The sequence below is a fragment of the Burkholderia cenocepacia genome, assembly GCF_014211915.1.
GTDB classification, from domain to species: Bacteria; Pseudomonadota; Gammaproteobacteria; order Burkholderiales; family Burkholderiaceae; genus Burkholderia; species Burkholderia orbicola.
Map to the genome: position 1 here is coordinate 3,219,671 of NZ_CP060039.1, position 23,566 is coordinate 3,243,236.

The 23,566-nt window shown below is 68.9% G+C and carries 18 protein-coding genes; 11 read left to right on the forward strand and 7 right to left on the reverse strand.

Annotation, left to right across the window (positions count from 1 at the left end; genetic code table 11):
• The first annotated feature begins 91 nt into the window (after positions 1-91).
• Both SY91_RS15235 and SY91_RS15240 read left to right on the forward strand, forming a co-directional pair.
• Positions 92-1,126, forward strand: a complete 1,035-nt coding sequence (locus SY91_RS15235; RefSeq protein WP_185920976.1) for an AraC family transcriptional regulator — start codon at positions 92-94, stop codon at positions 1,124-1,126.
• A 49-nt stretch (positions 1,127-1,175) separates the two neighbouring features.
• Positions 1,176-2,039: a GIY-YIG nuclease family protein gene (locus tag SY91_RS15240; RefSeq protein ID WP_185920977.1), complete on the forward strand. Its 864-nt coding sequence runs from the start codon at positions 1,176-1,178 to the stop codon at positions 2,037-2,039.
• A gap of 54 nt (positions 2,040-2,093) precedes the next feature.
• Here SY91_RS15240 and ppa read toward each other — a convergent pair whose 3' ends face one another.
• Entirely contained in the window at positions 2,094-2,621 is a 528-nt protein-coding gene (gene ppa / locus SY91_RS15245) for an inorganic diphosphatase (protein ID WP_006489643.1), read from the reverse strand.
• 339 nt (positions 2,622-2,960) lie between these two features.
• Here ppa and SY91_RS15250 point away from each other — a divergent pair, with 339 nt between their 5' ends.
• The 5 genes from SY91_RS15250 to SY91_RS15270 all read left to right on the forward strand — a co-directional run bounded on the left by SY91_RS15250 (position 2,961) and on the right by SY91_RS15270 (position 8,630).
• Complete coding sequence (locus tag SY91_RS15250; protein ID WP_185920978.1) at positions 2,961-4,400, forward strand: aldehyde dehydrogenase family protein; 1,440 nt, start codon at positions 2,961-2,963, stop codon at positions 4,398-4,400.
• Positions 4,401-4,485: 85 nt separating this feature from the next.
• Entirely contained in the window at positions 4,486-5,244 is a 759-nt protein-coding gene (locus tag SY91_RS15255; protein WP_006478125.1) for an SDR family oxidoreductase, read from the forward strand.
• Positions 5,245-5,439: 195 nt separating this feature from the next.
• Positions 5,440-6,744 carry an MFS transporter gene (locus SY91_RS15260; protein ID WP_006478124.1) on the forward strand — a complete coding sequence of 435 codons (1,305 nt, stop codon included), beginning with the start codon at positions 5,440-5,442 and terminating at the stop codon, positions 6,742-6,744.
• A gap of 249 nt (positions 6,745-6,993) precedes the next feature.
• Positions 6,994-7,407: a helix-turn-helix domain-containing protein gene (locus SY91_RS15265; RefSeq protein WP_006478123.1), complete on the forward strand. Its 414-nt coding sequence runs from the start codon at positions 6,994-6,996 to the stop codon at positions 7,405-7,407.
• A complete protein-coding gene (locus SY91_RS15270; RefSeq protein WP_185920979.1) occupies positions 7,404-8,630 on the forward strand; it encodes an alpha/beta fold hydrolase in 1,227 nt (408 codons plus the stop codon). The genes SY91_RS15265 and SY91_RS15270 overlap by 4 nt, the downstream gene beginning before the upstream one ends.
• A gap of 91 nt (positions 8,631-8,721) precedes the next feature.
• Here the strand turns inward: SY91_RS15270 and SY91_RS15275 are convergent, their stop codons facing one another.
• Genes SY91_RS15275 through hemC form a run of 3 tightly spaced genes read right to left on the reverse strand, consistent with a single transcriptional unit; the run spans position 8,722 to position 12,886 of the window.
• A complete protein-coding gene (locus SY91_RS15275; RefSeq protein WP_006478121.1) occupies positions 8,722-9,909 on the reverse strand; it encodes a heme biosynthesis protein HemY in 1,188 nt (395 codons plus the stop codon).
• A gap of 2 nt (positions 9,910-9,911) precedes the next feature.
• Positions 9,912-11,882, reverse strand: coding sequence for a fused uroporphyrinogen-III synthase HemD/membrane protein HemX (hemDX, locus tag SY91_RS15280; protein WP_034174448.1), 1,971 nt, complete (start codon positions 11,880-11,882; stop codon positions 9,912-9,914).
• Positions 11,882-12,886 (reverse strand): hydroxymethylbilane synthase, encoded by a 1,005-nt coding sequence (gene hemC, locus SY91_RS15285; protein WP_006478120.1) that lies wholly within the window; start codon positions 12,884-12,886, stop codon positions 11,882-11,884. The genes hemDX and hemC overlap by 1 nt, the downstream gene beginning before the upstream one ends.
• A 208-nt stretch (positions 12,887-13,094) precedes the next feature.
• On the opposite strand from hemC, the gene ppc reads away from it, so the two are divergent.
• Entirely contained in the window at positions 13,095-16,109 is a 3,015-nt protein-coding gene (gene ppc, locus SY91_RS15290) for a phosphoenolpyruvate carboxylase (protein ID WP_023478075.1), read from the forward strand.
• Between the two features lie 138 nt (positions 16,110-16,247).
• Here ppc and SY91_RS15295 read toward each other — a convergent pair whose 3' ends face one another.
• Positions 16,248-17,000: a class I SAM-dependent methyltransferase gene (locus tag SY91_RS15295; RefSeq protein WP_006478118.1), complete on the reverse strand. Its 753-nt coding sequence runs from the start codon at positions 16,998-17,000 to the stop codon at positions 16,248-16,250.
• Positions 17,001-17,226: 226 nt separating this feature from the next.
• Between SY91_RS15295 and SY91_RS15300 the strand changes: the two genes are divergently transcribed.
• The 3 genes from SY91_RS15300 (at position 17,227) to SY91_RS15310 (ending at position 20,332) form a co-directional block, all read left to right on the forward strand.
• Positions 17,227-18,036 carry a helix-turn-helix transcriptional regulator gene (locus tag SY91_RS15300; RefSeq protein ID WP_185920980.1) on the forward strand — a complete coding sequence of 270 codons (810 nt, stop codon included), beginning with the start codon at positions 17,227-17,229 and terminating at the stop codon, positions 18,034-18,036.
• A gap of 106 nt (positions 18,037-18,142) precedes the next feature.
• On the forward strand, positions 18,143-19,552 hold the full coding sequence (argH, locus tag SY91_RS15305; protein ID WP_006478117.1) for an argininosuccinate lyase: 1,410 nt from the start codon (positions 18,143-18,145) through the stop codon (positions 19,550-19,552).
• Between the two features lie 96 nt (positions 19,553-19,648).
• The gene (locus SY91_RS15310; protein WP_185920981.1) at positions 19,649-20,332 is read left to right on the forward strand and encodes an HAD family phosphatase; all 684 of its coding nucleotides are present in this window, start codon (positions 19,649-19,651) and stop codon (positions 20,330-20,332) included.
• 89 nt (positions 20,333-20,421) lie between these two features.
• Here SY91_RS15310 and SY91_RS15315 read toward each other — a convergent pair whose 3' ends face one another.
• Both SY91_RS15315 and SY91_RS15320 read right to left on the reverse strand, forming a co-directional pair.
• Positions 20,422-21,210 carry a lysozyme inhibitor LprI family protein gene (locus SY91_RS15315; RefSeq protein WP_034174680.1) on the reverse strand — a complete coding sequence of 263 codons (789 nt, stop codon included), beginning with the start codon at positions 21,208-21,210 and terminating at the stop codon, positions 20,422-20,424.
• Between the two features lie 32 nt (positions 21,211-21,242).
• A complete protein-coding gene (locus SY91_RS15320) occupies positions 21,243-23,522 on the reverse strand; it encodes an arginine/lysine/ornithine decarboxylase (RefSeq protein ID WP_011545955.1) in 2,280 nt (759 codons plus the stop codon).
• Positions 23,523-23,566 lie beyond the last annotated feature (44 nt).

Sequence of the window (23,566 nt, forward strand, 5' to 3'; positions counted from 1 at the left end):
TTGACCGGTCACCACGCTTGACCGGCAGGAGCATGCGTTGACCTCTCGCAGCGGGGACAAACCCGAACGGCATGACGACAGGGAGACAGACATGGAGTTGCAACAGAAATCGGTATCCGTCCGGATCTACCGCTGGCTGTGCGAAGACGCGCGTGCGAACGGCATCGATCCCGCACCGCTTTACGAGACACTCGGCATCGGGCCGGCCGAGCTCGCCGACGACACGCGCCGCATCGCGGGCGACCGGCATGTGGCCGCCATGCAGCTGACGAGCGGCTGGGCGCTGTCGTGGCATCGCCCGCCGCCGGAGGTCGTACCGTGGCTCGTGCCGTTTCCCGAGCTCGCCGGCATCACCTGCAACGCGGCGACACTGCGCGACGCGCTGCACGGCTACCTGCGCTATCGAGAGCTGATCGGCAACGTCGACTGGGTCTTCGCGCACGAGAACGACGACGCGATCGCGCTCGAGTATGTGAACGAAGGAGACGGCCGGCATGCGGGCAGCGCGTTCGCGAACCTCGCGATTCTCGCGGCGCTGGCGCGTCTGTACGACCCGCACGTGCGCATCCACGATGCCGAATTCGCCGGTCGCGCGTTCGCGCCCGTTGCCACGCTGCGCGACATGCTCGGGGCGCCGGTATCGTTCGATGCCGCGCACAACCGCATCGTGCTGCGCTCCGCGCACGTCGACACGCCGTTCGAACGCTACAACGCCCCGCTCGCCGGCATCCAGCGTCATGCGGCCGACGCCGCGCGCGAGCGCGTGCGCGCCCGCTCGACGTTCGGCTCGTCGGTCGAGCAATGCGTGCGCGACTGGTTGCGCACGGCCGACGACGTCGACGTGCCGACCGATACGCTGATGCAGCACGTGTGCACGCGCTTCGCGATGTCGCGCTGGACGCTGCGCCGGCGGCTGCATCGCGAAGCGGTCGGGTTCCATGCGCTCGTCGCGCAGGCACGGCTCGGCGAGGCGCGCGACCTGCTGCTCAACACGCAGTTGCCGATCGGCGAGATCGGTGTGCGCGTCGGCTTCCGTTCGACGAGCGCGTTCACGCGCTTCTTCACGCGCGAACTCGGCGCGGCGCCGAGCCGCTTTCGCGACGGGCGCGGCGCCCGGTGGCGTTGACGCCCGTTTTTTCTGAGACACTGGCGGCTTCGCATCCCGCCGCCCCGCCATGTCCTGGTTTCTGTATCTGATCGAATGCGCCGACGACAGCGTCTACACGGGCATCACGACCGATGTCGCCGCGCGCTTCGACGAACACGCGTCCGGCAAGGGCGCGCGCTACACGCGTTCGCGCAAGCCGCGCGCGGTGCTCGCGTCGTTTGCGCTGCCCGACCGGTCGAGCGCGTCGCGCGCCGAATACTGGGTGAAGCGGCTCACGCCCGCGAAAAAGCGCGAGCTGGCGGCTGGGTTGCGCACGCTGGAATCGGTGTTGCCGGTGGTGGTCGCGCTCGACGAGGCCGGCGACACGGCCGGGACGAAGGCCACGGCGCGCGGGCGGAAGAAGGAGAAGGCGGAAATCGTCGACGATGCGGTGACGGCGGCTGCAACGGAACAGGTTGCCGGGAAAAAGGTGAAGGCCGGGAAAGTTGCCGGGTCCGCAACGGCCGCGAAGACGGCGCAGCCCGCAAAGGGCACCCCAGCGTCGAAGTCGAAGTCGAAGTCGAAGTCGACGAAATCAAATCAAGCCGCGCCGGACGCGAAACGCGCAAAAGCCGACGGCAATGCTGCCGCAAAAAAGACCTCGTCGCGTGGCGCACCGGTAAAGAAAACCGGCTCGCCCTCTTCCGCGTCGTCAAAAAGGAAGGCGCCGGCCACTGCCGGCAAACCCGGCGCGAGCGTACGCGAAGCGGCCGCTTCCGCACCGGCCCGGCACCGTCCAGCGGCCAAGAAAGCCGCCGCCGCGATCGCTCCGTCCGTTGCCCCGCCCGGAACGAAACGCGCGAAGAAAGCGCCGGCTGTCCCGCCCGCGCCCGTCTCCCCGGCTGCCCGCCCGAAAACCGCACGCGCAAAACAAAACCGCGCGGCCTCCTGAGGAGACACGCGCGGTTTGCGTTCCGTACGAACCGGCCATCGGCCGGCACGCCGCTTACTTCTTGTAGTTCGCGGCGCCGTCGGTGATTTCCTTGTGCGCGGCTTCGATGCCGGCCCAGCCTTCGACCTTCACCCACTTGCCCTTCTCGAGCGCCTTGTATTGCTCGAAGAAGTGCTTGATCTGATCCTTCAGGTACTCGGGCACGTCGTCGATCGTCTTCAGGTTGGCCGTCATCGGGCAGATCTTGTCGTGCGGCACCGCGACCAGCTTCGCGTCGACGCCCGACTCGTCGGTCATCTGCAGCATGCCGAGCACGCGCGAACGCACGATCGAGCCGGCCAGCAGCGGGAACGGCGTGATCACCAGCACGTCGACCGGATCGCCGTCGCCCGACAGCGTCTGCGGGATGTAGCCGTAGTTCACCGGGTAGCGCATGCCCGTGCCGATGAAGCGGTCGACGACGAGAAGGCCCAGTTCCTTGTCCGCCTCGTACTTCACCGGATCGCTTTGCGCGGGAATCTCGATGATCACGTTGAAATCTTGCGGCAGGTCCTTGCCGGCCGGAACATGATTGAAGCTCATGAGCACTCTCTGTAGGTCGATGGGAATTCGGGACAGGGCGCCGCGGCCGATGCACCGCCGCGGGCATTCCCCAAAAGGAATGCGCCATTATAGCCAATCGACCGGTGGCGTCCTGATGACGATCGGCGCGATAATCGTTCCGGATGTCGGGCCGTCGAACCGGCGGCCTGTTGCACGTCGACCACAAAGCATGGCGCCCGGGCAAGCGCTGAAGCGCTCACTTGGATCGACCGCTATGCATGAGACCCAAGTAACCGCTAAAGCGCTAACTCGGGTCGACCGCTTTGCATGGGACCCAAGTAAGCGCTAAAGCGCTAACTTGGGTCGACAGGAGGAGGCATGGAAGAGGCGAAGCATTTCATCGCGGGCGAATGGACGTTGCCCGCGCAACTGGAAACCATCGCGGTCGTCGATCCGTCCGACGGCCAGCCGTTCGCGACGATCGCGCGCGGCACCGCGCCCGACATCGAACGCGCGGTCGCCGCGGCCCGCGACGCGTTCGCGGGCCCGTGGGGCGCCGCCAGCGCTGCCGAACGCGGCCGCGTGCTGATGCGGCTGTCGGCGCGCGTGGCGGATTCGATCGAGGAGCTCGCCGCGATCGAGGCGCGCGACACCGGCAAGCCGCTGAAGCAGGCGCGCGCCGATGCCGCCGCGCTCGCGCGCTACTTCGAGTTCTACGCAGGCGCCGCCGACAAGCTGCACGGCGAAACCCTCCCCTACCAGGCCGGCTACACGGTGCTGACGGTACGCGAGCCGCACGGCGTCACCGGCCATATCGTGCCGTGGAACTACCCGATGCAGATCTTCGGGCGCAGCGTCGGCGCGGCGCTCGCGGCCGGCAACGCGTGCGTGGTCAAGCCGGCCGAGGATGCCTGCCTGTCCGTGCTGCGCGTCGCCGAGCTGGCCGCCGAGGCCGGGCTGCCGGCCGGCGCGCTCAACGTCGTCACCGGCTACGGCCACGAAGCGGGCGCCGCGCTCGCGCGCCATCCGGGCATCGACCACATCTCGTTTACGGGTTCGCCGGCCACCGGCAAGCTGGTCACGCAGATGGCGGCCGAGAACCACGTGCCCGTCACGCTCGAACTCGGCGGCAAGTCGCCGCAAATCGTGTTCGCCGATGCCGATCTCGACGCGGCGCTGCCCGTGCTCGTAGCCGCCGTCGTGCAGAACGGCGGGCAGACCTGCTCGGCCGGCAGCCGCGTGCTGATCGAGCGCGCGGTGTACGAGCCGCTCGTCGAGCGCCTCGCCACCGCGTTCAACGGGCTGCGCGTCGGCCCGAGCCGCGCCGATCTCGACTGCGGCCCGCTGATCAACGCGAAGCAGCAGCAACGCGTGTGGGATTTCCTGTCCGATGCGCAGCACGACGGCATTCCGATGGCCGCGCACGGGCAGGTCGTCGCCGACGCGCCCGAAAGCGGCTTCTACCAGGCGCCCGCGCTGTTGCGCGACGTGCCGCCGTCGCATCGGCTCGCGCAGGAGGAAGTATTCGGCCCCGTGCTCGCGGCCATGCGTTTCGTCGACGAGGACGAAGCCGTCGCACTCGCGAACGGCACGCCGTACGGCCTCGTCGCAGGCATCTGGACCCGCGACGGTGCGCGCCAGATGCGGCTCGCGCGACGTTTGCGCGCGGGCCAGGTGTTCATCAACAACTATGGCGCGGGCGGCGGCGTCGAACTGCCGTTCGGCGGCGTCGGCCATTCGGGCCACGGCCGCGAGAAAGGCTTCGAGGCCCTGTACGGTTTCACCGCGCTGAAGACGATCGCGATCCGGCACGGCTGAGCGCACGGCCCGCCACAGGCAGCCGGCAGCGGCCGGCAGCCCGGCGACACGCGACGACCCTCGTCACCAGCACAGGAGACACACCATGCGGTTGAGCGGCAAGACGGCCATCGTCACGGGCGGCGGCTCGGGGTTCGGCGAAGGCATCGCGAAGACCTATGCGCGCGAAGGCGCGAACGTCGTCGTCAACGACCTGAACGGCGCGGCGGCCGAGCGCGTCGCGAGCGAGATCGCGCTCGCGGGCGGCAAGGCGATCGCGGTGGCCGGCGACGTGTCGAAAGAGGACGACTGGCGCGCGCTGCTGCAGGCCGCGCTCGACGATTTCCATGCGGTGCAGATCGTCGTGAACAACGCGGGCACCACGCACCGCAACAAGCCCGTGCTCGACGTGACGGAAGCCGAATTCGACCGCGTGTACGCGGTCAACATGAAGAGCCTGTTCTGGTGCGTGCAGACTTTCGTGCCGTACTTCCGCGCACAGGGCGGCGGCGTGTTCGTGAACGTCGCGTCGACGGCCGGCGTGCGGCCGCGCCCGGGCCTCGTCTGGTACAACAGCACGAAGGGCGCGATGATCACCGCCAGCAAGTCGCTCGCGGCCGAACTCGGTGCCGACCGCATCCGCGTGAACTGCATCAACCCGGTGCTCGGCGAAACCGCGCTGATGACCGAGTTCATGGGCTGCGAGGACACCCCGGACAATCGCCGCCGTTTCCTCGCGACGATCCCGCTCGGCCGCTTCTCGACGCCGCAGGACATCGCGAACGCCGCGCTTTATCTTGCATCCGACGAAGCCGAATTCATCACCGGCGTCTGCCTCGAAGTCGACGGCGGGCGCTGCATCTAGTCGTACCGGGCCGCACGATCGGCCCGTCTTGCTTCGCACGAAACCGGGTCGGGCACCACCGCGCCTGCTCCGGCCCACTACAACGACAGCGGTGCATCGGATCGAGGCAGCCGCCCAAGCGCCGACCTCGATCGACCGCAAAGCATGGGATCCAGGTAACCGCTAAAGCGCCAACCCGGATCGACAGGAGACAACATGGCAACATCGACGCAGTCACTGCCGGGCTCGTCCGGCGCATTCGAGGAAGCAACCTACCGCAAGGTGTCGTGGCGGCTCGTGCCGCTCCTCCTGCTGTGCTACGTGGTCGCGTATCTCGACCGCGTGAACGTCGGGTTCGCGAAGCTGCAGATGGCGAGCGACCTGAACCTGAGCGATACCGTGTACGGGCTCGGCGCCGGGATCTTCTTCTTCGGCTATTTCCTGTTCGAGGTGCCGAGCAACATCATCCTGCACCGGGTGGGCGCCCGCGTGTGGATCGCCCGCATCATGGCGACATGGGGCGTGATCTCGATCCTGACGATGTTCGTCACGACGCCCGCGATGTTCTACGTGATGCGCTTCCTGCTCGGCGTCGCCGAAGCGGGCTTCTTCCCCGGCGTGATCCTCTACCTCACCTACTGGTACCCCGCGCACCGGCGCGGCCGGATGACGACGTTCTTCATGACGGCCGTCGCGCTGTCCGGCGTGATCGGCGGCCCGATCTCGGGCTTCATCCTGAAGGCGTTCGACGGCGTGAGCGGCTGGCACGGCTGGCAATGGCTGTTCCTGCTCGAAGGCATTCCGTCGGTGCTCGCCGGCGTGCTCGTGTTCTTCACGCTCGACGAGCGGATCGCGAAGGCGACGTGGCTGACGGACGAAGAAAAGGCACTGCTCGCCCGCAACGTCGACGCGGAGGAAGCCACCAAGGAGGACCTGCCGCTCGGCGCCGTGATGTCGAGCCCGCGCGTCTGGCTGATGGCGCTGATCTATTTCTCGTTCGTGATGGGGCTCTACGGCGTCGGCTTCTGGCTGCCGACGATCATCAAGGCGACGGGCGTGACCGACACGTTCATGATCGGCCTGCTGTCGGCGATTCCGTATGCGGCCGCGGTGGTCGCGATGATCCTGATCGCGCGCAGCGCGGACAAGCGCCGCGAACGCCGCTGGCACCTCGCGATTCCGGCCGCGATCGGCGCGGTCGGCCTCGTGCTGTCGGTGATCTGGGCGCACCAGACGGCCCTCGCGATGCTCGGCCTCACGCTCGCGACGATCGGCATCCTGACGACGCTGCCGCTGTTCTGGAGCCTGCCGACCGCGTTCCTCGGCGGCACGGCCGCCGCCGCCGGCATCGCGATGATCAACTCGATCGGCAACCTCGCCGGCTTCCTGAGCCCGTACCTGATGGGCTGGCTCAAGCAGGTGACCGGCACCAACGATGCGGGCATGTACATGCTGGCCGGGTTCCTCGTGCTCGGCGGGCTGCTGGCGCTGTCGGTGCCGAAGCGGCTCGTCGACAAGTGACGACGCGCGGCGCGTAAAGGCGCCCGGATCGATCGAACACACCGGCCGATTTCCGGCCCGTTTCACCCCGATACGCCCCGACGTCCGGCATGGCCGGCCGCCGGGGCGTTTTCGATTCCGGACAGGCACAACCCGGATCGGCCGAGTGTCTCGCCCATCCGACGGCAGCCCCTTTATCACCCAAATTATTCCCTTATGCTCCTTTATATATGGAACAATTAAGATAATTAAGGGAATCATCGATAGCTCATGTTCCACACCGTCGAAGACACCGCCGCCCGCCTGCGCGTCCATCCGAAGACCGTCCTGCGGTTCATTCGCGACGGCAAGCTGCGCGCGACGCGGGTCGGCCGTGCCTACCGCATCCTCGACACCGACCTCGCCGCGTTCGCCCGGACGGAGCCGGCCTCGCCCGCGCCGCGTGCGGTGCGCGTCACCAGCATCGTCGACATTCCCGATGCGTCGCAGTCGCTGCACCAGTACCTGTCGCGGTCGCTGCACGCGATGGCGTCCGGCCGCGCATCGTACGTCGACCCCGTGCGAATCGACGTCACGTTCGATCCCGCCTCGAGCATGGTCAAGATCATCGTGACCGCGACACCGGCCGACACGGCCGCGCTGATGTCGTCACTCGACATGCTGCTCCAGCAAAGCGGGACATGAGCGCAATCTTCAAGTCACCCCGCCATGCCCGCGCGATTCGCGCCGCTTACGCGGTCGCGCTGTCGCACTGGCCGGCCGGGCATCGGCGCGTCACCGTGCAAACGCGTCATGGCGCGACGCACGTCATCGCCTGCGGTCCAGAACACGCGCCACCGGTCGTACTGATCCACGGCGCACAGACGACGGCGGCAAGCTGGCAGCATCACGCGACCGACTGGGCGACGCACTTCCGGCTCTACGCGATCGACGTGATCGGCGAAGCGGGACCGAGCGCGCCGTCGCGCCCGCCGCTCGCTGGCGACGCCTATGCGCAGTGGCTCGACGACGTGCTCGACGGCCTGCAGGTGTCGCGCGCCGCGTTCGTCGGCATCTCGCTCGGCGCGCGAACGGCGCTCGATTTCGCGTTGCGGCGGCCGCCGCGCGTCACCCGGCTCGCGCTGCTCTGCCCGTCCGGCATCGGCAGGCAGAAGCCGTTTCTGTGGTGGGCGCTGCCGCTGTTGCTGCTCGGCGATGCCGGGCGCGCATGCGTGCGGCGGCGCGTGCTGGGTCGCCTGCCACCCGCGTCGACGCCGGCCGAACGGGACGCGCTCGCCCTGATGCGCGCCGTCGATCGCGGCTTTCGGCCGCGCATCGAGCCGGTTCCGGTATTCGACGACACCATGCTCCGCACGTTGTCGATGCCCGTGCTGGCGATCGTCGGAGGCCGCGACGTGATGCTCGATTCCCGCGACACGCAGGATCGCCTGGCGCGCCTCGTGCCGCACGCGCAGGTGCGGTTTCTTCCCGAGCAGCCTCACTTCATCCGCGGGCAGCGCGACACCGTGCGCACTTTTCTCTCATCGACGGACACGCTCGACATGCCCCATCGAATCGTTCAGGCCGCCGGCAGCCGCGTGCTGGTCCGCGATCCTTCCGCCGGCCTCGTGCAACGGGAAAGCGACGCGCTCGATCTCGTCGCGCTCGCGCACGAGCATGAAGCCGACTGGATCGCGGTCGCAGCGGACACGCTGCATGACGACTTCTACCGGCTCGACAGCGGGCTGGCCGGCGTCGTGCTGCAAAAGCTGACCAACTACGGCGTCCGGCTCGGCGTGGTCGGCGACATCGACCGCCGGCTCGCGCGCAGCGAAGCGCTGCGCGCGCTCGTTCGCGAGTGCAATCGCGGAAAATCGGTCTGGTTCGTCGCGAGCGAGGACGACCTGCTGCGCAGGCTCGGCGCGTAACGCGCTGCGGGCCGCTCCTGCCTCGCCACGGGCGAAAAAAGCCCCGAAGGCCGATCGGCGTTCGGGGCTTTGTACGCAGCGCAGCGCCGCGTCACACGACGGTGATCGCGAGCGCGCTTTCGCGGTAGTGCTTCGCGGCCTTGTCGGTTTCGCCGAGGTGCTCGAACAGGCGGGCGAGCGCACGATGCGCCCGCACCTTCAGCGCCTCGTTGTCGGCCAGCTTCAGCGCCGATTCGAGGAACGACTGGGCCTTGCCCCACAGCTGCTGCTGCTGGCAGAGGCGGCCGAGCGCGAACAGCAGGTCGGCATCTTCCGGATGATCCTTCTTCCAGCCTTCGGCCTTCTGGATCAGCGGCAGCGCATCGGCGCCGGCCGTGTCCGGGTAACGGCGCAGCAGGCGTGCATCCCAGTTGTGCGCGAGCGCGTCCTCGACGATGCGGCGCGCTTCGTTGCGGCGCTCGAGCGGCACCAGCAGCTCGGCCGCGAGATCGGCCAGACGCGGCGACTGGCGCTCGACCGGCGACAGCGACTGCCACACTTCGAGCAGCGCGTCCGGATCGTGCCGGCGTTCGCGCAGCAGGTTTTCCGCTGCCTGCTGGCGCAGCCGCACGGCCGCGGCCGGATGCAGCGCCTCGCGCTTTTCGAGCGCCTTCGCGAGCTTCAGCACCTCGGCCCAGTTCTTCAGTTGCTGCTGGGCACGCAACGCGACCTGCTGCGCATGAATGCGCTTGCCGCCGGCCTGCATGTCGGCCAGCGCGGCGAGCGCGCCGTCGGCGTCGCGGGCGTCCGCGCGCATGTCGGCCGCCGCAAGTAGCCGTGCATCCTGCCATTCGGGCGCGTCGACCTTCGACAGCCAGTCGTCGCGGCGCGCGTACTCGTGCATCCGGTGCGCGGCCGTGGCCCCGACGAGACTCGCGGCGCCCAGGTTCGCGTCGACGGTCAGCGCTTCACGCGCGGCCTTCTCCGCACGCGAGAAGCGGCCCGCGTACAGGTTCGCGATCGCATCGCGCAGCGACGCCTGCGCCTTCTCGTTGCGCGAACGCGCCCGATACGCGGCGACCCGCTGCGGCATGCGCCAGATGTTGCGCACGATGCGCAGCAGCGCGTACACGACGATGAACAGCACGACGATGGCGATCACGAACAGGTTCAGCGACACGTCGATCCGGTACGGCGGATAGACGAGCAGCACCTGCCCCGCGTCGAAACGGCCGACGGTGGCGAGCGCCGCGGCGATCGCGAACAGGACCGCGAGCCAGACGATTCCTCGAAGCGTCATCGTTACCCCCGGCTCTTGAACTGCTGAACGGCGTTCAGGCTCGTGTTCAGGTTCGGCACCGCGACCGTCAGCGATGCGCCGTCGACCTGCTTGAGCAGATCCTCGACGGTCTGCGTGTCCTTCGACGCCTGATCGAAATACTTCCCGAGCGACGCCTGGGCGGCGTGCAGGTCGGCCTTCATCGCGCTGTCGTTGCGCGCCAGCAGCGACAGCCGTGCGGTCAGCAGGCGCAGCTTCACGTTCTCGCGCACGAAGTAGCCCTGGTCGGGCGACGCGAGCATCGCGTCCGCGTTGTCGATCCGGCGCACCTGCACGAGGCCCCTCAGTTGCTGGCCGAGGCCGGCCGAGAAGTCGTGCCACCACACCTTCCAGCGCGGCTCGCCGGCGGCGACCGACGAGGCGGCGTCGACCGGCGCGGCCTTCGGCGCCGCGTGCGGCACGATCGCCTCGCCGGACAGCGGCAGCGCGTCGATCCTGGCGATCGCGTCGTCGAGCTTGATCGCGAGGCCGGTGAGATCGGCCGTAGGCGCGGCCTTCAGCTTCTCGATGTCCAGCGCGAGCGCCTTGCGCACCGTGACGGCCTGCGCGCTCTGCGACGTCGCGAGACGCGCGTCGGCGTTCTGCAGCGCGATCAGCGCGAGTTGCGTGTTGCCGGTCAGTTGAAGCTGCTGGCTCGCGCTCGACAGCATCTGGTCGACTTCCTCGAGCATCCACGCGTCGCGGTTGCGCGACAGGTCCTGGTATTGCTGCTGCAGCGCCTGCTGCGCGCTCTGCGCATCGGCGAGCTTGCCGTCGAGCTGCGCGAGCTGCGTGTCGACCTGGTGCGTGCTGGCGAGCGCCTGCTCGGTCTTCAGCCGCGTTTCGGCCGCTTGCGCGTCGAGCGCCTTCTGGCGCGCGACGAACGTGCCGTCGAGCCGGTCGATCTTGCGGTTCAGCGCGTAGCCGCCGACACCCGCCGCGCAGCCGAGCACGACGACGACGAACCACAGCACCGCGCTGCCGCCGCGGCGCGCACGCGGCTCGGGCGCGAGATAAGGGGGGCTGGACGGCGGTGCGGATGCAGCGGCCGGCTGGGAAGCGACGCTTTTGGAATCGTTGGTATCTGTCATGCGTTTAGTCACCGGTACGGCTGTCGCCGGTTGGACGGCCTCGTCGGCCATCGTTCGAAACGCGCGGACGATGCGCTCATCGCCCGCGCCGGTCAGCGTAATCCTATCAAAACCCAATGCCCGCGCGGTCTGCTCGATCCGCGGGTGCGGCGTGACGAGCGGCGCATGCTTGAGCGCATCGATCTCGGCCTCGTTCAGATGGGCCCGCGCAAGCTCGTGCAGGTTGCGCACGCCTTCCGAGCTCGTGACGAGCCACCCATGCGGCTGGCCGTCGAGCAACGCGTGCACGCGCTCCCACGCGCCGACGCGCGGCTCCGGCACGACGCGCCGGTACGCGGCGACGAGCGTGACGTCCGCGCCGGCCTCGCGCAGGCGCTCGGCGAGCCATTCGCGCCCGCCGTCGCCGCGCACGATCAGCACGCGCTTGCCCGCGAGCGCCTGCGCGCCGCCGAACGCGACCTCGATGCTCGCGAACAGGCTCTCCGAATCGTAATGGGGCACGCCGCCGTCGGCCGGCGCCTGCGGCGCGATCACGCGATGCGCGGGCGCCGCGATGCCGTGGCGCTCGAGCGCCGCGACGCTGCCGGGCCCGACCACGCCGACCGGCAGCGCATTCGGCCAGATCGCGTCGTACCGCGCGAGCGCGCGGTCGATCGCATTCGGCGACACGAAGATCACCAGCGCGTAGTCGGCCAGCGCCGCGAACGCGGCGTCGAGCGGCGCCGGATCGTCGACCGGCGCGATATCGATCAGCGGGAATTCGAGCACGTCGCAACCGGCATCGGCCAGTTGCGCCGCAAGCGCGTCGGACTGGCCGTCCGGACGCGTCAGGACAGCGGTGAACGCGCGCGCGCCGCCCGCCATCAGGCGTCGCCCTTGCCCGCGGCCTGCGAGCTCGCGAGCAGCGCCTGGACGATGTCGAGCGCGCCTTGCGCCTCGAGTTCGTCGGACACCGCGCGGCCGAGCGCGAGCGCATCGGCGACGGTCACGACCGCACCGCATTCCTCGGCCGTCAGCACGCGCTTGCCGTCGGTGGTCGACACGCGTCCCGTCAGGTACAGCTCGCCCGCGCGCCACACCGCATGCGCGGCGAGCGGCACCTCGCAACTGCCGCCGAGCGCGCGCGACACCATCCGCTCGGCCTCGACCGCGAGCGCGGTCTGCGGGTCATGCAGCGACGCGAGCCACGCGGCGACGTCGTCGCGGTGCGCGGCGATCTCGATGCCGAGCGCGCCCTGGCCGGCCGCGGGCGGGCTGGCCTCGACGTCGAGCAGCGCACGAATCCGCGCTTCGAGGCCGAGGCGTTTCAGGCCGGCGGCCGCGAGGATGATCGCCGCGTAGTCGCCGCGGTCGAGCTTCGCGAGCCGCGTGTCGAGGTTGCCGCGCAGCGGCAGGACCTCGAGATGCGGATAACGCGAACGCAGCATCGCCTCGCGACGCAGGCTCGACGTACCGACCACCGCGCCGGCCGGCAGCGCGTCGAGCGACGCGTAATCGTTCGACACGAAGGCGTCGCGCGGGTCTTCGCGTTCCATGATCGCGGCGAGCGAGAAGCCGTCGGGCAGCGCCATCGGCACGTCCTTCAGCGAATGCACGGCGAGATCGGCGCGGCCGTCAGCCAGCGCGGCTTCCAGTTCCTTCACGAACAGGCCCTTGCCGCCGACCTTCGACAGCGTGCGATCGAGAATCTGATCGCCGCGCGTCGTCATCCCGAGGATTTTCACGTCACAAGCTGGATATAATTTGCGCAGCGCATCACGCACATGTTCGGCTTGCCACATCGCCAGGCGGCTCTCGCGCGAAGCAATCGTCAACGTCGCGGGCGGCTGTGCCTGCTGCGGCCCGGCCGCGGGGGTCTCGGAATTCATTGCTGGAACATCGAAGGACGGGATTGAAGATCGAACAATGGTAGCACGCACGCCCCGGCCCGCCCGGGCCCGGAGCCTGCGCCCGGCCTGCTTCCGCGCGGGTCGCGGCGCCGTTGTGCGGATGTGCCGCACGTAGCTGGTTGCTTGACCGCAGTTCCCGCAGTTTCCGCAGTTCCTTTTGACTCGAGCTTTCCCAAGGAAACCCATCGTGAAGTCTTCCGGATCGGCGCGTACGGCGCGCCGCAATGCTGCCTTGCCCTCCCCCGATGCCTCGACGGACACCGTCGCCACCGCCGCGAACGGCCGTGCGAAAACGGCAACGAAACCGAAAGACCCGATACGTCAGACAAAACGCACGACGACAGCCACGAGCCCCGCCGCCCGCAATGCCGTCGCGCCGAAGGCCGGCACCCGCACGCGCGACGACAAGGACGGCCCGCTGTTCGAGGACATTCGCTTCCTCGGCCGCCTGCTCGGCGACGTCGTGCGCGAACAGGAAGGCGATACCGTGTTCGACGTGGTCGAGACGATCCGCCAGACCGCGGTGAAGTTTCGCCGCGAGGACGACAGCGAAGCCGCGCAGACGCTCGAGAAGAAGCTGCGCAAGCTGACGCCGGAGCAGACGGTGAGCGTCGTGCGCGCGTTCAGCTATTTCTCGCACCTCGCGAACATCGCGGAAGACCGTCACCACAACCGCCGCCGCCGCATCCACGCGCTGGCCGGCTCCGCGCCGCAGCCCGGCACGGTCGCGTACGCGCTCGACCAGCTGAAAACCACCGGCAACGCGTCGAAGCGCCTGCTGCAACGCTTCTTCGACGATGCGCTGATCGTGCCGGTGCTGACCGCGCACCCGACCGAAGTGCAGCGCAAGAGCATCCTCGACGCGCAGCACGACATCGCGCGCCTGCTCGCCGAGCGCGACCAGGAGCTGACCGCGCGCGAGCGCCAGTACAACGAAACGATGCTGCGCGCGCGCGTGACCGCGCTGTGGCAAACGCGCATGCTGCGCGACGCGCGCCTGACGGTCGGCGACGAGATCGAGAACGCGCTGTCGTACTACCGCGCGACGTTCCTCGACGAGCTGCCCGCGCTGTACGGCGACATCGAGGCCGCGCTCGCCGAGCACGGGCTGTCAGCCCGCGTGCCCGCGTTCTTCCAGATGGGCAGCTGGATCGGCGGCGACCGCGACGGCAACCCGAACGTGACCGCGGCGACGCTCGACGAGGCGATCAACCGCCAGGCCGCGGTGATCCTCGAACACTATCTGGAACAGGTGCACAAGCTGGGCGCCGAGCTGTCGGTGTCGAACCTGCTGGTCGGCGCGAACGACGCGGTGAAGGCGCTCGCGGCCGCGTCGCCCGACCAGTCGCCGCACCGCGTCGACGAACCGTATCGCCGCGCGCTGATCGGCATCTACACGCGGCTCGCCGCGAGCGCACGCGTGCGTCTCGGCGAAGGCACGGTGCCGGTGCGCAGCGCGGGCCGCGGCGCGCCGCCCGTGCGGGCGATTTCGTACGAGGATTCCGAAGCGTTCGTCGCCGACCTGAAGGTGCTGACCGCGTCGCTCGACGAACACCACGGCGCGTCGCTCGCCGCGCCGCGTCTCGCGCCGCTCGTGCGTGCGGCGGAAGTGTTCGGCTTCCATCTGGCGAGCATCGACCTGCGCCAGAGTTCCGACATCCACGAAGCGGTGGTCGCCGAGCTGTTCGCGCGCGCGGGCGTCGAGGCCGACTATGCGGCGCTCGCCGAGGAAGACAAGCTGCGCGTGCTGCTCGCCGCGCTCGCCGACCCGCGCCCGCTGCGCTCGCCGTACCTCGAATACTCGGCGCTCGCGCAGAGCGAGCTCGGCGTGTTCGAGAAGGCACGCGAGGTCCGCGCGCAATTCGGTGCGCGTGCGGTACGCAACTACATCATTTCGCACACGGAAACCGTCAGCGACCTCGTCGAGGTATTGCTGCTGCAGAAGGAGACGGGCCTGCTCGAAGGCACGCTCGGCGTGCCGGGCAGCCACGCGAAGAACAGCCTGATGGTGATCCCGCTGTTCGAGACGATCCCCGACCTGCGCGACGCGTCGCGCATCATGCGCGACTACTTCGCGCTGCCGGGCATCGACGCATTGATCGCGCACCAGGGCGCCGAGCAGGAAGTGATGCTCGGCTACTCGGACAGCAACAAGGACGGCGGCTTCCTCACGTCGAACTGGGAGCTGTATCGCGCGGAACTCGCGCTCGTCGACCTGTTCCGCGAGCGCAAGATCACGCTGCGGCTGTTCCACGGCCGCGGCGGCACGGTCGGCCGCGGGGGCGGCCCGACCTACCAGGCGATCCTGTCGCAGCCGCCGGGCACCGTGAACGGCCAGATCCGCCTGACCGAGCAGGGCGAGGTGATCGCGAGCAAGTTCTCGAACCCGTCGATCGGCCGGCGCAACCTCGAGACGGTCGTCGCCGCGACGCTCGAGGCATCGCTGCTGCCGCAATCGAACGCACCGGCGCAGTTGCCCGCGTTCGAGGCCGCGATGCAGACGCTGTCCGATTCCGCGATGGCCGCGTACCGCGCGCTCGTCTATGAAACCCCGGGCTTCACCGACTACTTCTTCTCGTCGACGCCGATCACCGAGATCGCCGAGCTGAATATCGGCAGCCGCCCGGCGTCGCGCAAGCTGCAGGACCCGAAGCAGCGCAGGATCGAGGATCTGCGCGCGATTCCGTGGGGCTTCTCGTGGGGCCAGTGCCGGCTGCTGCTGACCGGCTGGTACGGCTTCGGCAGCGCGGTGAGCGCGTATCTCGACGGCGCGCAGGACGACGCCGAACGCGCGAAGCGCGTCACGTTGCTGAAGAAGATGAACAAGACCTGGCCGTTCTTCGCGAACCTGCTGTCGAACATGGACATGGTGCTCGCGAAGACCGATCTCGCGGTCGCGTCGCGCTATGCGCAGCTCGTGTCCGACCGCAAGCTGCGCAAGCACGTGTTCGAGCGGATCGTCGCGGAATGGGAGCGCACGTCGCGGGCGCTCGCGGAAATCACCGGGCAGGAAGGCCGCCTCGCGACCAACCCGCTGCTCGCGCGCTCGATCAAGAACCGCTTCCCGTATCTCGATCCGCTCAATCACCTGCAGGTCGAGCTGATCAAGCGTCACCGCGCGGGCGACACGAACGCGCGGCTGCGCCGCGGGATTCACCTGACGATCAACGGGATCGCGGCCGGCCTGCGCAACACCGGCTGATCCGCGGGCGGCGCGGGCGCCGGGCGTGTTCGGCGCCGGCCGGAATCACGAAAGCCGCGATACGCGTTCATGCGTATCGCGGCTTTTTTTCATGCGGCGACGAAATGGCGCAACGGCAAAGCAGCGCGCGCCGCACGCTCAGTGCGCGTCGATCAGCAACGCATCGTGCTCGAACGAACCGTCGGGCTGCACCGCGTAATAGCCGCGCACCTCGTCCGGCGCATGCGCCCACAGCGCGCGGATGCCGGCGACGCTGTCGGCCGGCGTGCGAATCCGCTCGACCCACGTATCGAAATCGATCGGCAGCCGCCAGCGGCTGTGCACCTGCGCGTCGAAGCCCGCTGCGCGGAACATCGCGAGCCATTCGTCCGCGCGGTAGTCGCGCACGTGCGACGCGTCGCGCAGCACTTCCGCGGCCTGCAGGTACGTATCGAGCAGCGGATGGTCGTTGCCGGCGATATCGATCATCAGCACGCGGCCACCCGGCTTCAGCACGCGGCGCACCTCGGCGAGCGCCGCGCGCATGTCGTGCCAGTGGTGCGCGCTCATCCGGCTCACGACCCAGTCGAACGTCGCGGTGTCGAACGGCAGCCGCTCGGCCGGCCCCTGCTGCGTGCGGACGTTCGCGAGCCCGCGCTCGCGCGCGGCCGCTTCGACGGTCGCGAGCATCGGCGCGGCGAGATCGTACGCGACCACGTCGCGCACGTGCGGCGCGACCGCGAAGCTCGCGTGGCCGGCGCCGCAACCGAGGTCGAGCACCGCGGCGTCGGGTGTCGCGCTCACCGCGTCGGCGAGCGTCTGCAGGTCGGCGCCCGTCGCATGAACCGTGCTCGTCAGATAGGCGGCGGCCGTCGTGCCGAATGCATCGGCGACCTGGTCGTGGTGTTTCATCGTTCGCTCCTTTCCTTGATGCAGTCGGCCGATCCCGGCGCTTCAGCGCGCGATCCGGCCCCGTGCAACGCATTGTGTGGGACGCCCGCTGCCCTGCCAGCGCGCGAGCCGCTACAATAGGCCTGCGCTTGTACCAGTACAAGTTAAGTAGTTATTCTGGTATTCGATCCACCTGTCTGATCGTTCGATCGTTGCCGCGTTTCCGCTTCCATTTCGCCGTTTCCGCATGAACCAGCCGTCCTCCGCCCCCGTCCCGCCGCTCGACGCCACGCCCGCCCGTGCGCTCGGCGAATTCATCCGCGCCCACCGCGAGCGGCTGTCGCCGCAGGCGGTCGGCCTGCCGCCCGGCCCGCGCCGCCGCACGCCGGGGCTGCGGCGCGAGGAAGTCGCGCAACTGTGCGGCGTGAGTCCGACCTGGTACACGTGGATCGAACAGGGCCGCCCCGTGTCGGCATCGGCCGACGCGCTCGCCCGGATCGCCGTCGCGTTGCAGCTGTCGAAGGCCGAGCGCGCGTACCTGTTCGAGCTGGCCGCGCAGCGCGACCCGGCCGAGCCCGACGTCGCGGGCGGCGACCTGCCGCCGACGCTCGCCGCCACCGTCGCGGCCATCGCGACGCCCGCCTACGTGCTCGATCGCCAATGGAACGCGCTCGCGTGGAACGCGCCGGCCGCCGCGCTCTTTTCCGGCTGGCTCGACGGCGAGCACGACCGCAACCTGCTGCGCTTCACGTTCATGTCGCCGGCCGCACGCACGCTGATCGTCGACTGGGACACCCGCGCGCGGCGGCTCGCGGCCGAATTCCGCGCCGATGCGATCCGCCACCTGACCGACGCGCCGACGCGCGCGCTGATCGACGCGCTGACCACCGGCAGCGACGCGTTCGCACAGTACTGGGCGTCGCAGGACGTGTTCGAGCGCGAAGGCGGCCTGCGCGAATTCGACCATCCGGCCGATGGCCGTCTCGTGTACCAGCAGATCACGCTGAAGCCGGCGCACCGCGAGGACCTGAAGCTCGTCGTGCTGGTGCGCGACTGAGCGGGCCGGCCCCCGCGCCGGCGGCGGTCGGCCGGCCCGCGAATGTTAGAATCGCGGGATTCCCTCGGCGGCTCACGGCCGCCCAACTCCCCTTCGAAGAATCGCCATGACGTCCCAACTGCACAAAAAGGGCGAGGCCTGGTCGGCCCGCTTCTCGGAACCGATGTCGGAGCTGGTCAAGCGCTACACGTCGTCGGTGTTTTTCGACAAGCGCCTCGCGCTCGTCGACATCGCCGGCTCGCTCGCTCACGCGAACATGCTCGCCGCGCAGAAGATCATCAGTGCCGACGACCTCGCCGCGATCGAACGCGGGATGGCGCAGATCAAGGGCGAGATCGAGCGTGGCGAATTCGAATGGCAGCTCGACCTGGAAGACGTCCACCTGAACATCGAGGCGCGCCTGACCGCGCTGATCGGCGATGCCGGCAAGCGCCTGCACACGGGCCGCTCGCGCAACGACCAGGTCGCGACCGACATCCGCCTGTGGCTGCGCGGCGAGATCGATCGCATCGGCGGCCTGCTGAACGACCTGCGCGGCGCGCTGATCGACCTCGCGGAACAGAACGCCGACACGATCATGCCCGGCTTCACGCACCTGCAGGTCGCGCAGCCGGTCACGTTCGGCCACCACCTGCTCGCGTACGTCGAGATGTTCACGCGCGACGCGGAACGCATGCGCGACTGCCGCACCCGCGTGAACCGCCTGCCGCTCGGCGCGGCCGCGCTCGCGGGCACGAGCTATCCGATCGACCGTCACGCGGTCGCGAAGACGCTCGGCTTCGACGGCATCTGCGCGAACTCGCTCGACGCGGTGTCCGATCGCGACTTCGCGATCGAATTCACGGCGGCGTCCGCGCTCGTGATGACGCACGTGTCGCGCTTCTCCGAAGAACTCGTGCTGTGGATGAGCCCGCGCGTCGGCTTCATCGACATCGCCGACCGCTTCTGCACCGGCAGCTCGATCATGCCGCAGAAGAAGAACCCGGACGTGCCCGAGCTCGCGCGCGGCAAGACCGGCCGCGTGAACGGCCACCTGATGGCGCTCCTCACGCTGATGAAGGGCCAGCCGCTCGCGTACAACAAGGACAACCAGGAAGACAAGGAACCGCTGTTCGACACGGTCGACACCGTCGCCGACACGCTGCGGATCTTCGCCGAGATGGTCGCCGGCATCACCGTGAAGCCGGACGCGATGCGCGCGGCCGCGCTGCAGGGCTTCTCGACCGCCACCGACCTCGCCGACTACCTGGTCAAGCGCGGCCTGCCGTTCCGCGACGCGCACGAAGCCGTCGCGCACGCGGTGAAGATCTGCGACGACCGCGGCATCGACCTCGCCGACCTGACGCTCGACGAGATGAAGCAGGAACTGCCGAACGTCGCGCACCTGATCGGCGACGACGTGTTCGGCTACCTGACGCTCGAAGGGTCGGTCGCGAGCCGCAACCATCCGGGCGGCACCGCGCCCGACCAGGTGCGTGCGGCCGTCAAGGCTGCCCGCGCCGCGCTGGCCAAGTAACGGCCCGCGGTTCCGGACGGACGCCTTCGGCGTCCGTTTTTCATTCGGGCGCTCCTCGCGCCGCCCGCTGCTTTCCCCGCTTCACGGATGCCCCCGATGACCTTTTCCGCCGCGCTCTTCGACATGGACGGCCTGCTCGTCGATTCCGAGCGGACCATCATGAACACGTGGATCGACGTGTCGAACGCGCATGGCGTCGTGCTGACCGAGATCGACTACCTGCAAATCGTCGGCCGCTCGTTCGCCGAGGGCCAGGTGATCCTGGCGCGCCTGATCGGCGACCCCGATACGTTCGACGCGGTGCGTATCCGCGTGCGCGAGCAACTCTCCGCACCCGAACCCCATCCGAAGTTTCCGCTGAAGCCGGGCGCGCTCGAGCTGCTCGAAACGCTCGCGCGTGCGGCCATTCCTTGCGCGGTCGCGTCGTCGTCCGCGGGCGACGTGATCCGCGCGCGGCTCGACGCGGTCGGCGTGCTGCCGTTCTTCCGCGCGATCGCGGGCGGCGACGAAGTCGCGCGCGGCAAGCCCGACCCGGCCGTCTACCGGCTCGCGGCCGAGCGCCTCGGCGTGCCGGCCCACGCGTGCGTCGCGTTCGAGGACAGCGACTTCGGCGCGCAGTCGGCCGCCAGCGCGGGTGCTGCCGTCGTCACCGTCCCCGACCTGAAGGCGCCGACGCCCGAGATCGTCGCGCTGAGCCTGCACGTGCTCGCGTCGCTCGACGATGCGGTCGCGCTCGTGCCGTCGTGGTTCGGGCTGCAGGGCACGTCGCAGCCCGCGTAGGCCCGCGTAGGCAATACGCCGCGCCATGCAAAACGGGCACCCGAGGGTGCCCGTTTCGTCGTGTCGCCCACTCGAAAGCGGCGCGTCCTTTACCGGTTGCCGGCCGTCTCCGACAGCCGCTTCATCGTCGCGATGCGCGCACCGATCAGATCGACACGTCCGTCCTCGCCGACGAGCGGCGCCGTCGCATCGCGGAACGCCACCCACGCGCGCTGCGCGCGCACGAGCGTCGCGGCCGAATGCGCGGGCATCTTGCGGCGCAGCTTCTGGTAATAGCGGTTCAGGTCGAACAGCGCGTGTTCGCACGCGGCGTCCTGCACGCACGGCCGCACGCGGCGGATCGCCGGATCGCGCGGCCCATTCGCCGGCTTGGCGCCAGCCGGCGCGGCCGCGCCACTGCCCTGCGCACCGCTCGTCGCCGCGACCGGCACGGCTGCCGGCGGCGGGGCATAGCGATCGGCCGCCCCGCGCAGCGCCAGCGCGCGATCGCGCACCGGCTGCAGTTGCAGGTCGGCGCTCGACATCGCATATGCGGTGCCGCGCGTCGTGTCGTACACGGCCTTCAGCAGCAGCATTTCGTCCTTGCGCCACGTGACCCAGCGGCGCTGGCTGTCCTGCCAGCCGCGCTTCGCGTCGGCCGGCGCATCCTTCGACAGGCGCTGGTACGCGCCATCCATCACTGCCTGCCACTGCTGCTGGGCTTCGCCCATGCACTGGATCTGCCCGGCCGGCGACGACCGGTCGCGCCGCGCGAGGCATTGCCGCATCGCGACGTCGATCGGGTCGGCCGCCGCGACTTCCGCATGGGCGACGCCCGCGCCCGCGAGCCCCGCCAATCCTGCCGTCCAGACGACGAGCGCGGCCAGCGCCGCGCGCATCGTCCGGAATCGTCCGTGCGTCGCCGTCGCCATCAGTCGCGCACGCAGTCGACGAAGTACTCGACGCGGCCGTTCACCTCTTCCGCGACGAGGCCGTGGATGTCGGTGTGGAAGCCCGGGAAACGCTCGTTGAAGTCGCGCGCGAACCGCAGGTAGTTCACGATCGTCTTGTTGAAGCGCTCGCCCGGAATCAGCAGCGGAATGCCCGGCGGGTACGGCGTGAGCAGGATGCTCGTCACGCGGCCTTCGAGCTCGTCGAGCGGCACGCGGTCGATCTTGCGGTGCGCGAGCTTCGCGAACGCGTCCGACGGCTTCATCGCCGGCTCCATGTCCGACAGGTACATCTCGGTCGTCAGGCGGGCGATGTCGTTCGCGCGGTACACGTCGTGGATCTGCGTGCACAGGTCGCGCAGGCCGACGCGCTCGTAGCGCGGATGCTGCGCGACGAATTCCGGCAGCACGCGCCACAGCGGCTGGTTGTTGTCGTAGTCGTCCTTGAACTGCTGCAGCTCGGTCACCATCGAGTTCCAGCGGCCCTTCGTGATGCCGATCGTGAACATGATGAAGAACGAGTACAGGCCAGTCTTCTCGACGATGATCCCGTGCTCGGCCAGGTACTTCGTGACGATCGCGGCCGGAATGCCGGTCTCGCCGAACTCGCCGTCGACGTCGAGCCCGGGCGTGATGATCGTCGCCTTGATCGGGTCGAGCATGTTGAAGCCTTCCGCGAGCGGGCCGAAGCCGTGCCAGTGGTCGTTCGGCTTCAGCATCCAGTCCTCGCGCGAACCGATGCCTTCCTCGGACAGGTTGTCCGGCCCCCACACGCTGAAGAACCAGTCGTCGCCGTACTCGGCGTCGACCTTGCGCATCGCGCGGCGGAAGTCGATCGCCTCGGCGATCGATTCCTCGACGAGCGCGGTGCCGCCCGGCGGCTCCATCATCGCGGCCGCGACGTCGCACGACGCGATGATCGCGTACTGCGGGCTCGTCGACGTGTGCATCAGGTACGCCTCGTTGAAGCGGTGCTTGTCGAACGTGCGGTTCTCCGAATCCTGCACGACGATCTGCGACGCCTGCGAGATGCCGGCGAGCAGCTTGTGCGTCGAGTGGGTCGCGAACACGAGCGCGCCCGTGCGCGGACGGCCGTCGCCGATCGCGTGCATGTCGCGGTAGAAATCGTGGAACGTCGCGTGCGGCAGCCATGCTTCGTCGAAGTGCAGCGTGTCGAGCAGGTCGCCGAGCAGGTCCTTGATCATCTCGACGTTGTACACCACGCCGTCGTACGTGCTCTGCGTGATCGTCAGGATGCGCGGCTTCATGTCCGGGTTCTGGCGCATCGCCTCGCGCGCGAACGGGTTCGCCTCGATCTTCCTGCGGATGTTCTCCGGCTTGAATTCGTCGCGCGGGATCGGCCCGATGATGCCGAAATGGTTGCGCGTCGGCGTGAGGAACACCGGAATCGCGCCCGTCATCGTGATCGCGTGCAGGATCGACTTGTGGCAGTTGCGGTCGACCAGCACGATGTCGCCCGGTGCGACCGTCGCATGCCAGACGATCTTGTTCGACGTCGACGTGCCGTTGGTCACGAAGAACAGGTGATCGGCGCTGAAGATGCGCGCCGCATTGCGCTCGGACGCCGCCACCGGGCCGGTGTGGTCGAGCAGCTGGCCGAGTTCGTCCACCGCGTTGCAGACGTCCGCGCGCAGCATGTTCTCGCCGAAGAACTGGTGGAACATCTGGCCGAGCGGGTTCTTCAGGAACGCGACGCCGCCCGAGTGGCCCGGGCAGTGCCACGAGTACGAGCCTTCGTCCGCGTACTTGACGAGTTCCTTGAAGAACGGCGGCGCGAGCGAGTCGAGATAGACCTTTGCTTCACGGATGATGTGGCGCGCGACGAACTCCGGCGTGTCCTCGAACATGTGGATGAAGCCGTGCAGTTCGCGCAGGATGTCGTTCGGCAGATGGCGCGACGTGCGCGTCTCGCCGTACAGGAAGATCGGGATGTCCGCGTTGCGGCGGCGCACTTCGGTGACGAACGCACGCAGCTCGATGATCGCGGTCGCGAGCTCGGGCAGCTCGCCGTCCGGGCCGGTTTCGCCGAGCATGAGTTCGTCGTCGTCGATCGACAGGATGAAGCACGACGCGCGGCTCGATTGCTGCGCGAACGACGTCAGATCGCCGTAGCTCGTGAGGCCGAGGACTTCGACGCCCTCCTTCTCGATCGCTTCGGCCAACGCCCGGATGCCGGAGCCCGAGATGTTCTCGGAGCGGAAATCTTCGTCGATGATGACGACGGGGAAACGAAACTTCATGGGCGATTCTCCAAAAAGAACGACCGCGGCGCGTCACGCGCAGC

Bases quoted from the DNA above. Each gene is read 5' to 3' on its own strand.
- SY91_RS15295 (WP_006478118.1), bottom strand. From the start codon at position 17,000: ATGAAACACCACGACCAGGTCGCCGATGCATTCGGCACGACGGCCGCC.
- SY91_RS15315 (WP_034174680.1), bottom strand. From the start codon at position 21,210: ATGCGCGCGGCGCTGGCCGCGCTCGTCGTCTGGACGGCAGGATTGGCG.
- argH (WP_006478117.1), top strand. From the start codon at position 18,143: ATGACGTCCCAACTGCACAAAAAGGGCGAGGCCTGGTCGGCCCGCTTC.
- SY91_RS15265 (WP_006478123.1), top strand. From the start codon at position 6,994: ATGTTCCACACCGTCGAAGACACCGCCGCCCGCCTGCGCGTCCATCCG.
- SY91_RS15275 (WP_006478121.1), bottom strand. From the start codon at position 9,909: ATGACGCTTCGAGGAATCGTCTGGCTCGCGGTCCTGTTCGCGATCGCC.
- SY91_RS15270 (WP_185920979.1), top strand. From the start codon at position 7,404: ATGAGCGCAATCTTCAAGTCACCCCGCCATGCCCGCGCGATTCGCGCC.
- SY91_RS15260 (WP_006478124.1), top strand. From the start codon at position 5,440: ATGGCAACATCGACGCAGTCACTGCCGGGCTCGTCCGGCGCATTCGAG.
- SY91_RS15320 (WP_011545955.1), bottom strand. From the start codon at position 23,522: ATGAAGTTTCGTTTCCCCGTCGTCATCATCGACGAAGATTTCCGCTCC.
- SY91_RS15255 (WP_006478125.1), top strand. From the start codon at position 4,486: ATGCGGTTGAGCGGCAAGACGGCCATCGTCACGGGCGGCGGCTCGGGG.
- hemC (WP_006478120.1), bottom strand. From the start codon at position 12,886: ATGAATTCCGAGACCCCCGCGGCCGGGCCGCAGCAGGCACAGCCGCCC.
- SY91_RS15310 (WP_185920981.1), top strand. From the start codon at position 19,649: ATGACCTTTTCCGCCGCGCTCTTCGACATGGACGGCCTGCTCGTCGAT.
- SY91_RS15250 (WP_185920978.1), top strand. From the start codon at position 2,961: ATGGAAGAGGCGAAGCATTTCATCGCGGGCGAATGGACGTTGCCCGCG.
- hemDX (WP_034174448.1), bottom strand. From the start codon at position 11,882: ATGGCGGGCGGCGCGCGCGCGTTCACCGCTGTCCTGACGCGTCCGGAC.
- SY91_RS15300 (WP_185920980.1), top strand. From the start codon at position 17,227: ATGAACCAGCCGTCCTCCGCCCCCGTCCCGCCGCTCGACGCCACGCCC.
- SY91_RS15235 (WP_185920976.1), top strand. From the start codon at position 92: ATGGAGTTGCAACAGAAATCGGTATCCGTCCGGATCTACCGCTGGCTG.
- SY91_RS15240 (WP_185920977.1), top strand. From the start codon at position 1,176: ATGTCCTGGTTTCTGTATCTGATCGAATGCGCCGACGACAGCGTCTAC.
- ppa (WP_006489643.1), bottom strand. From the start codon at position 2,621: ATGAGCTTCAATCATGTTCCGGCCGGCAAGGACCTGCCGCAAGATTTC.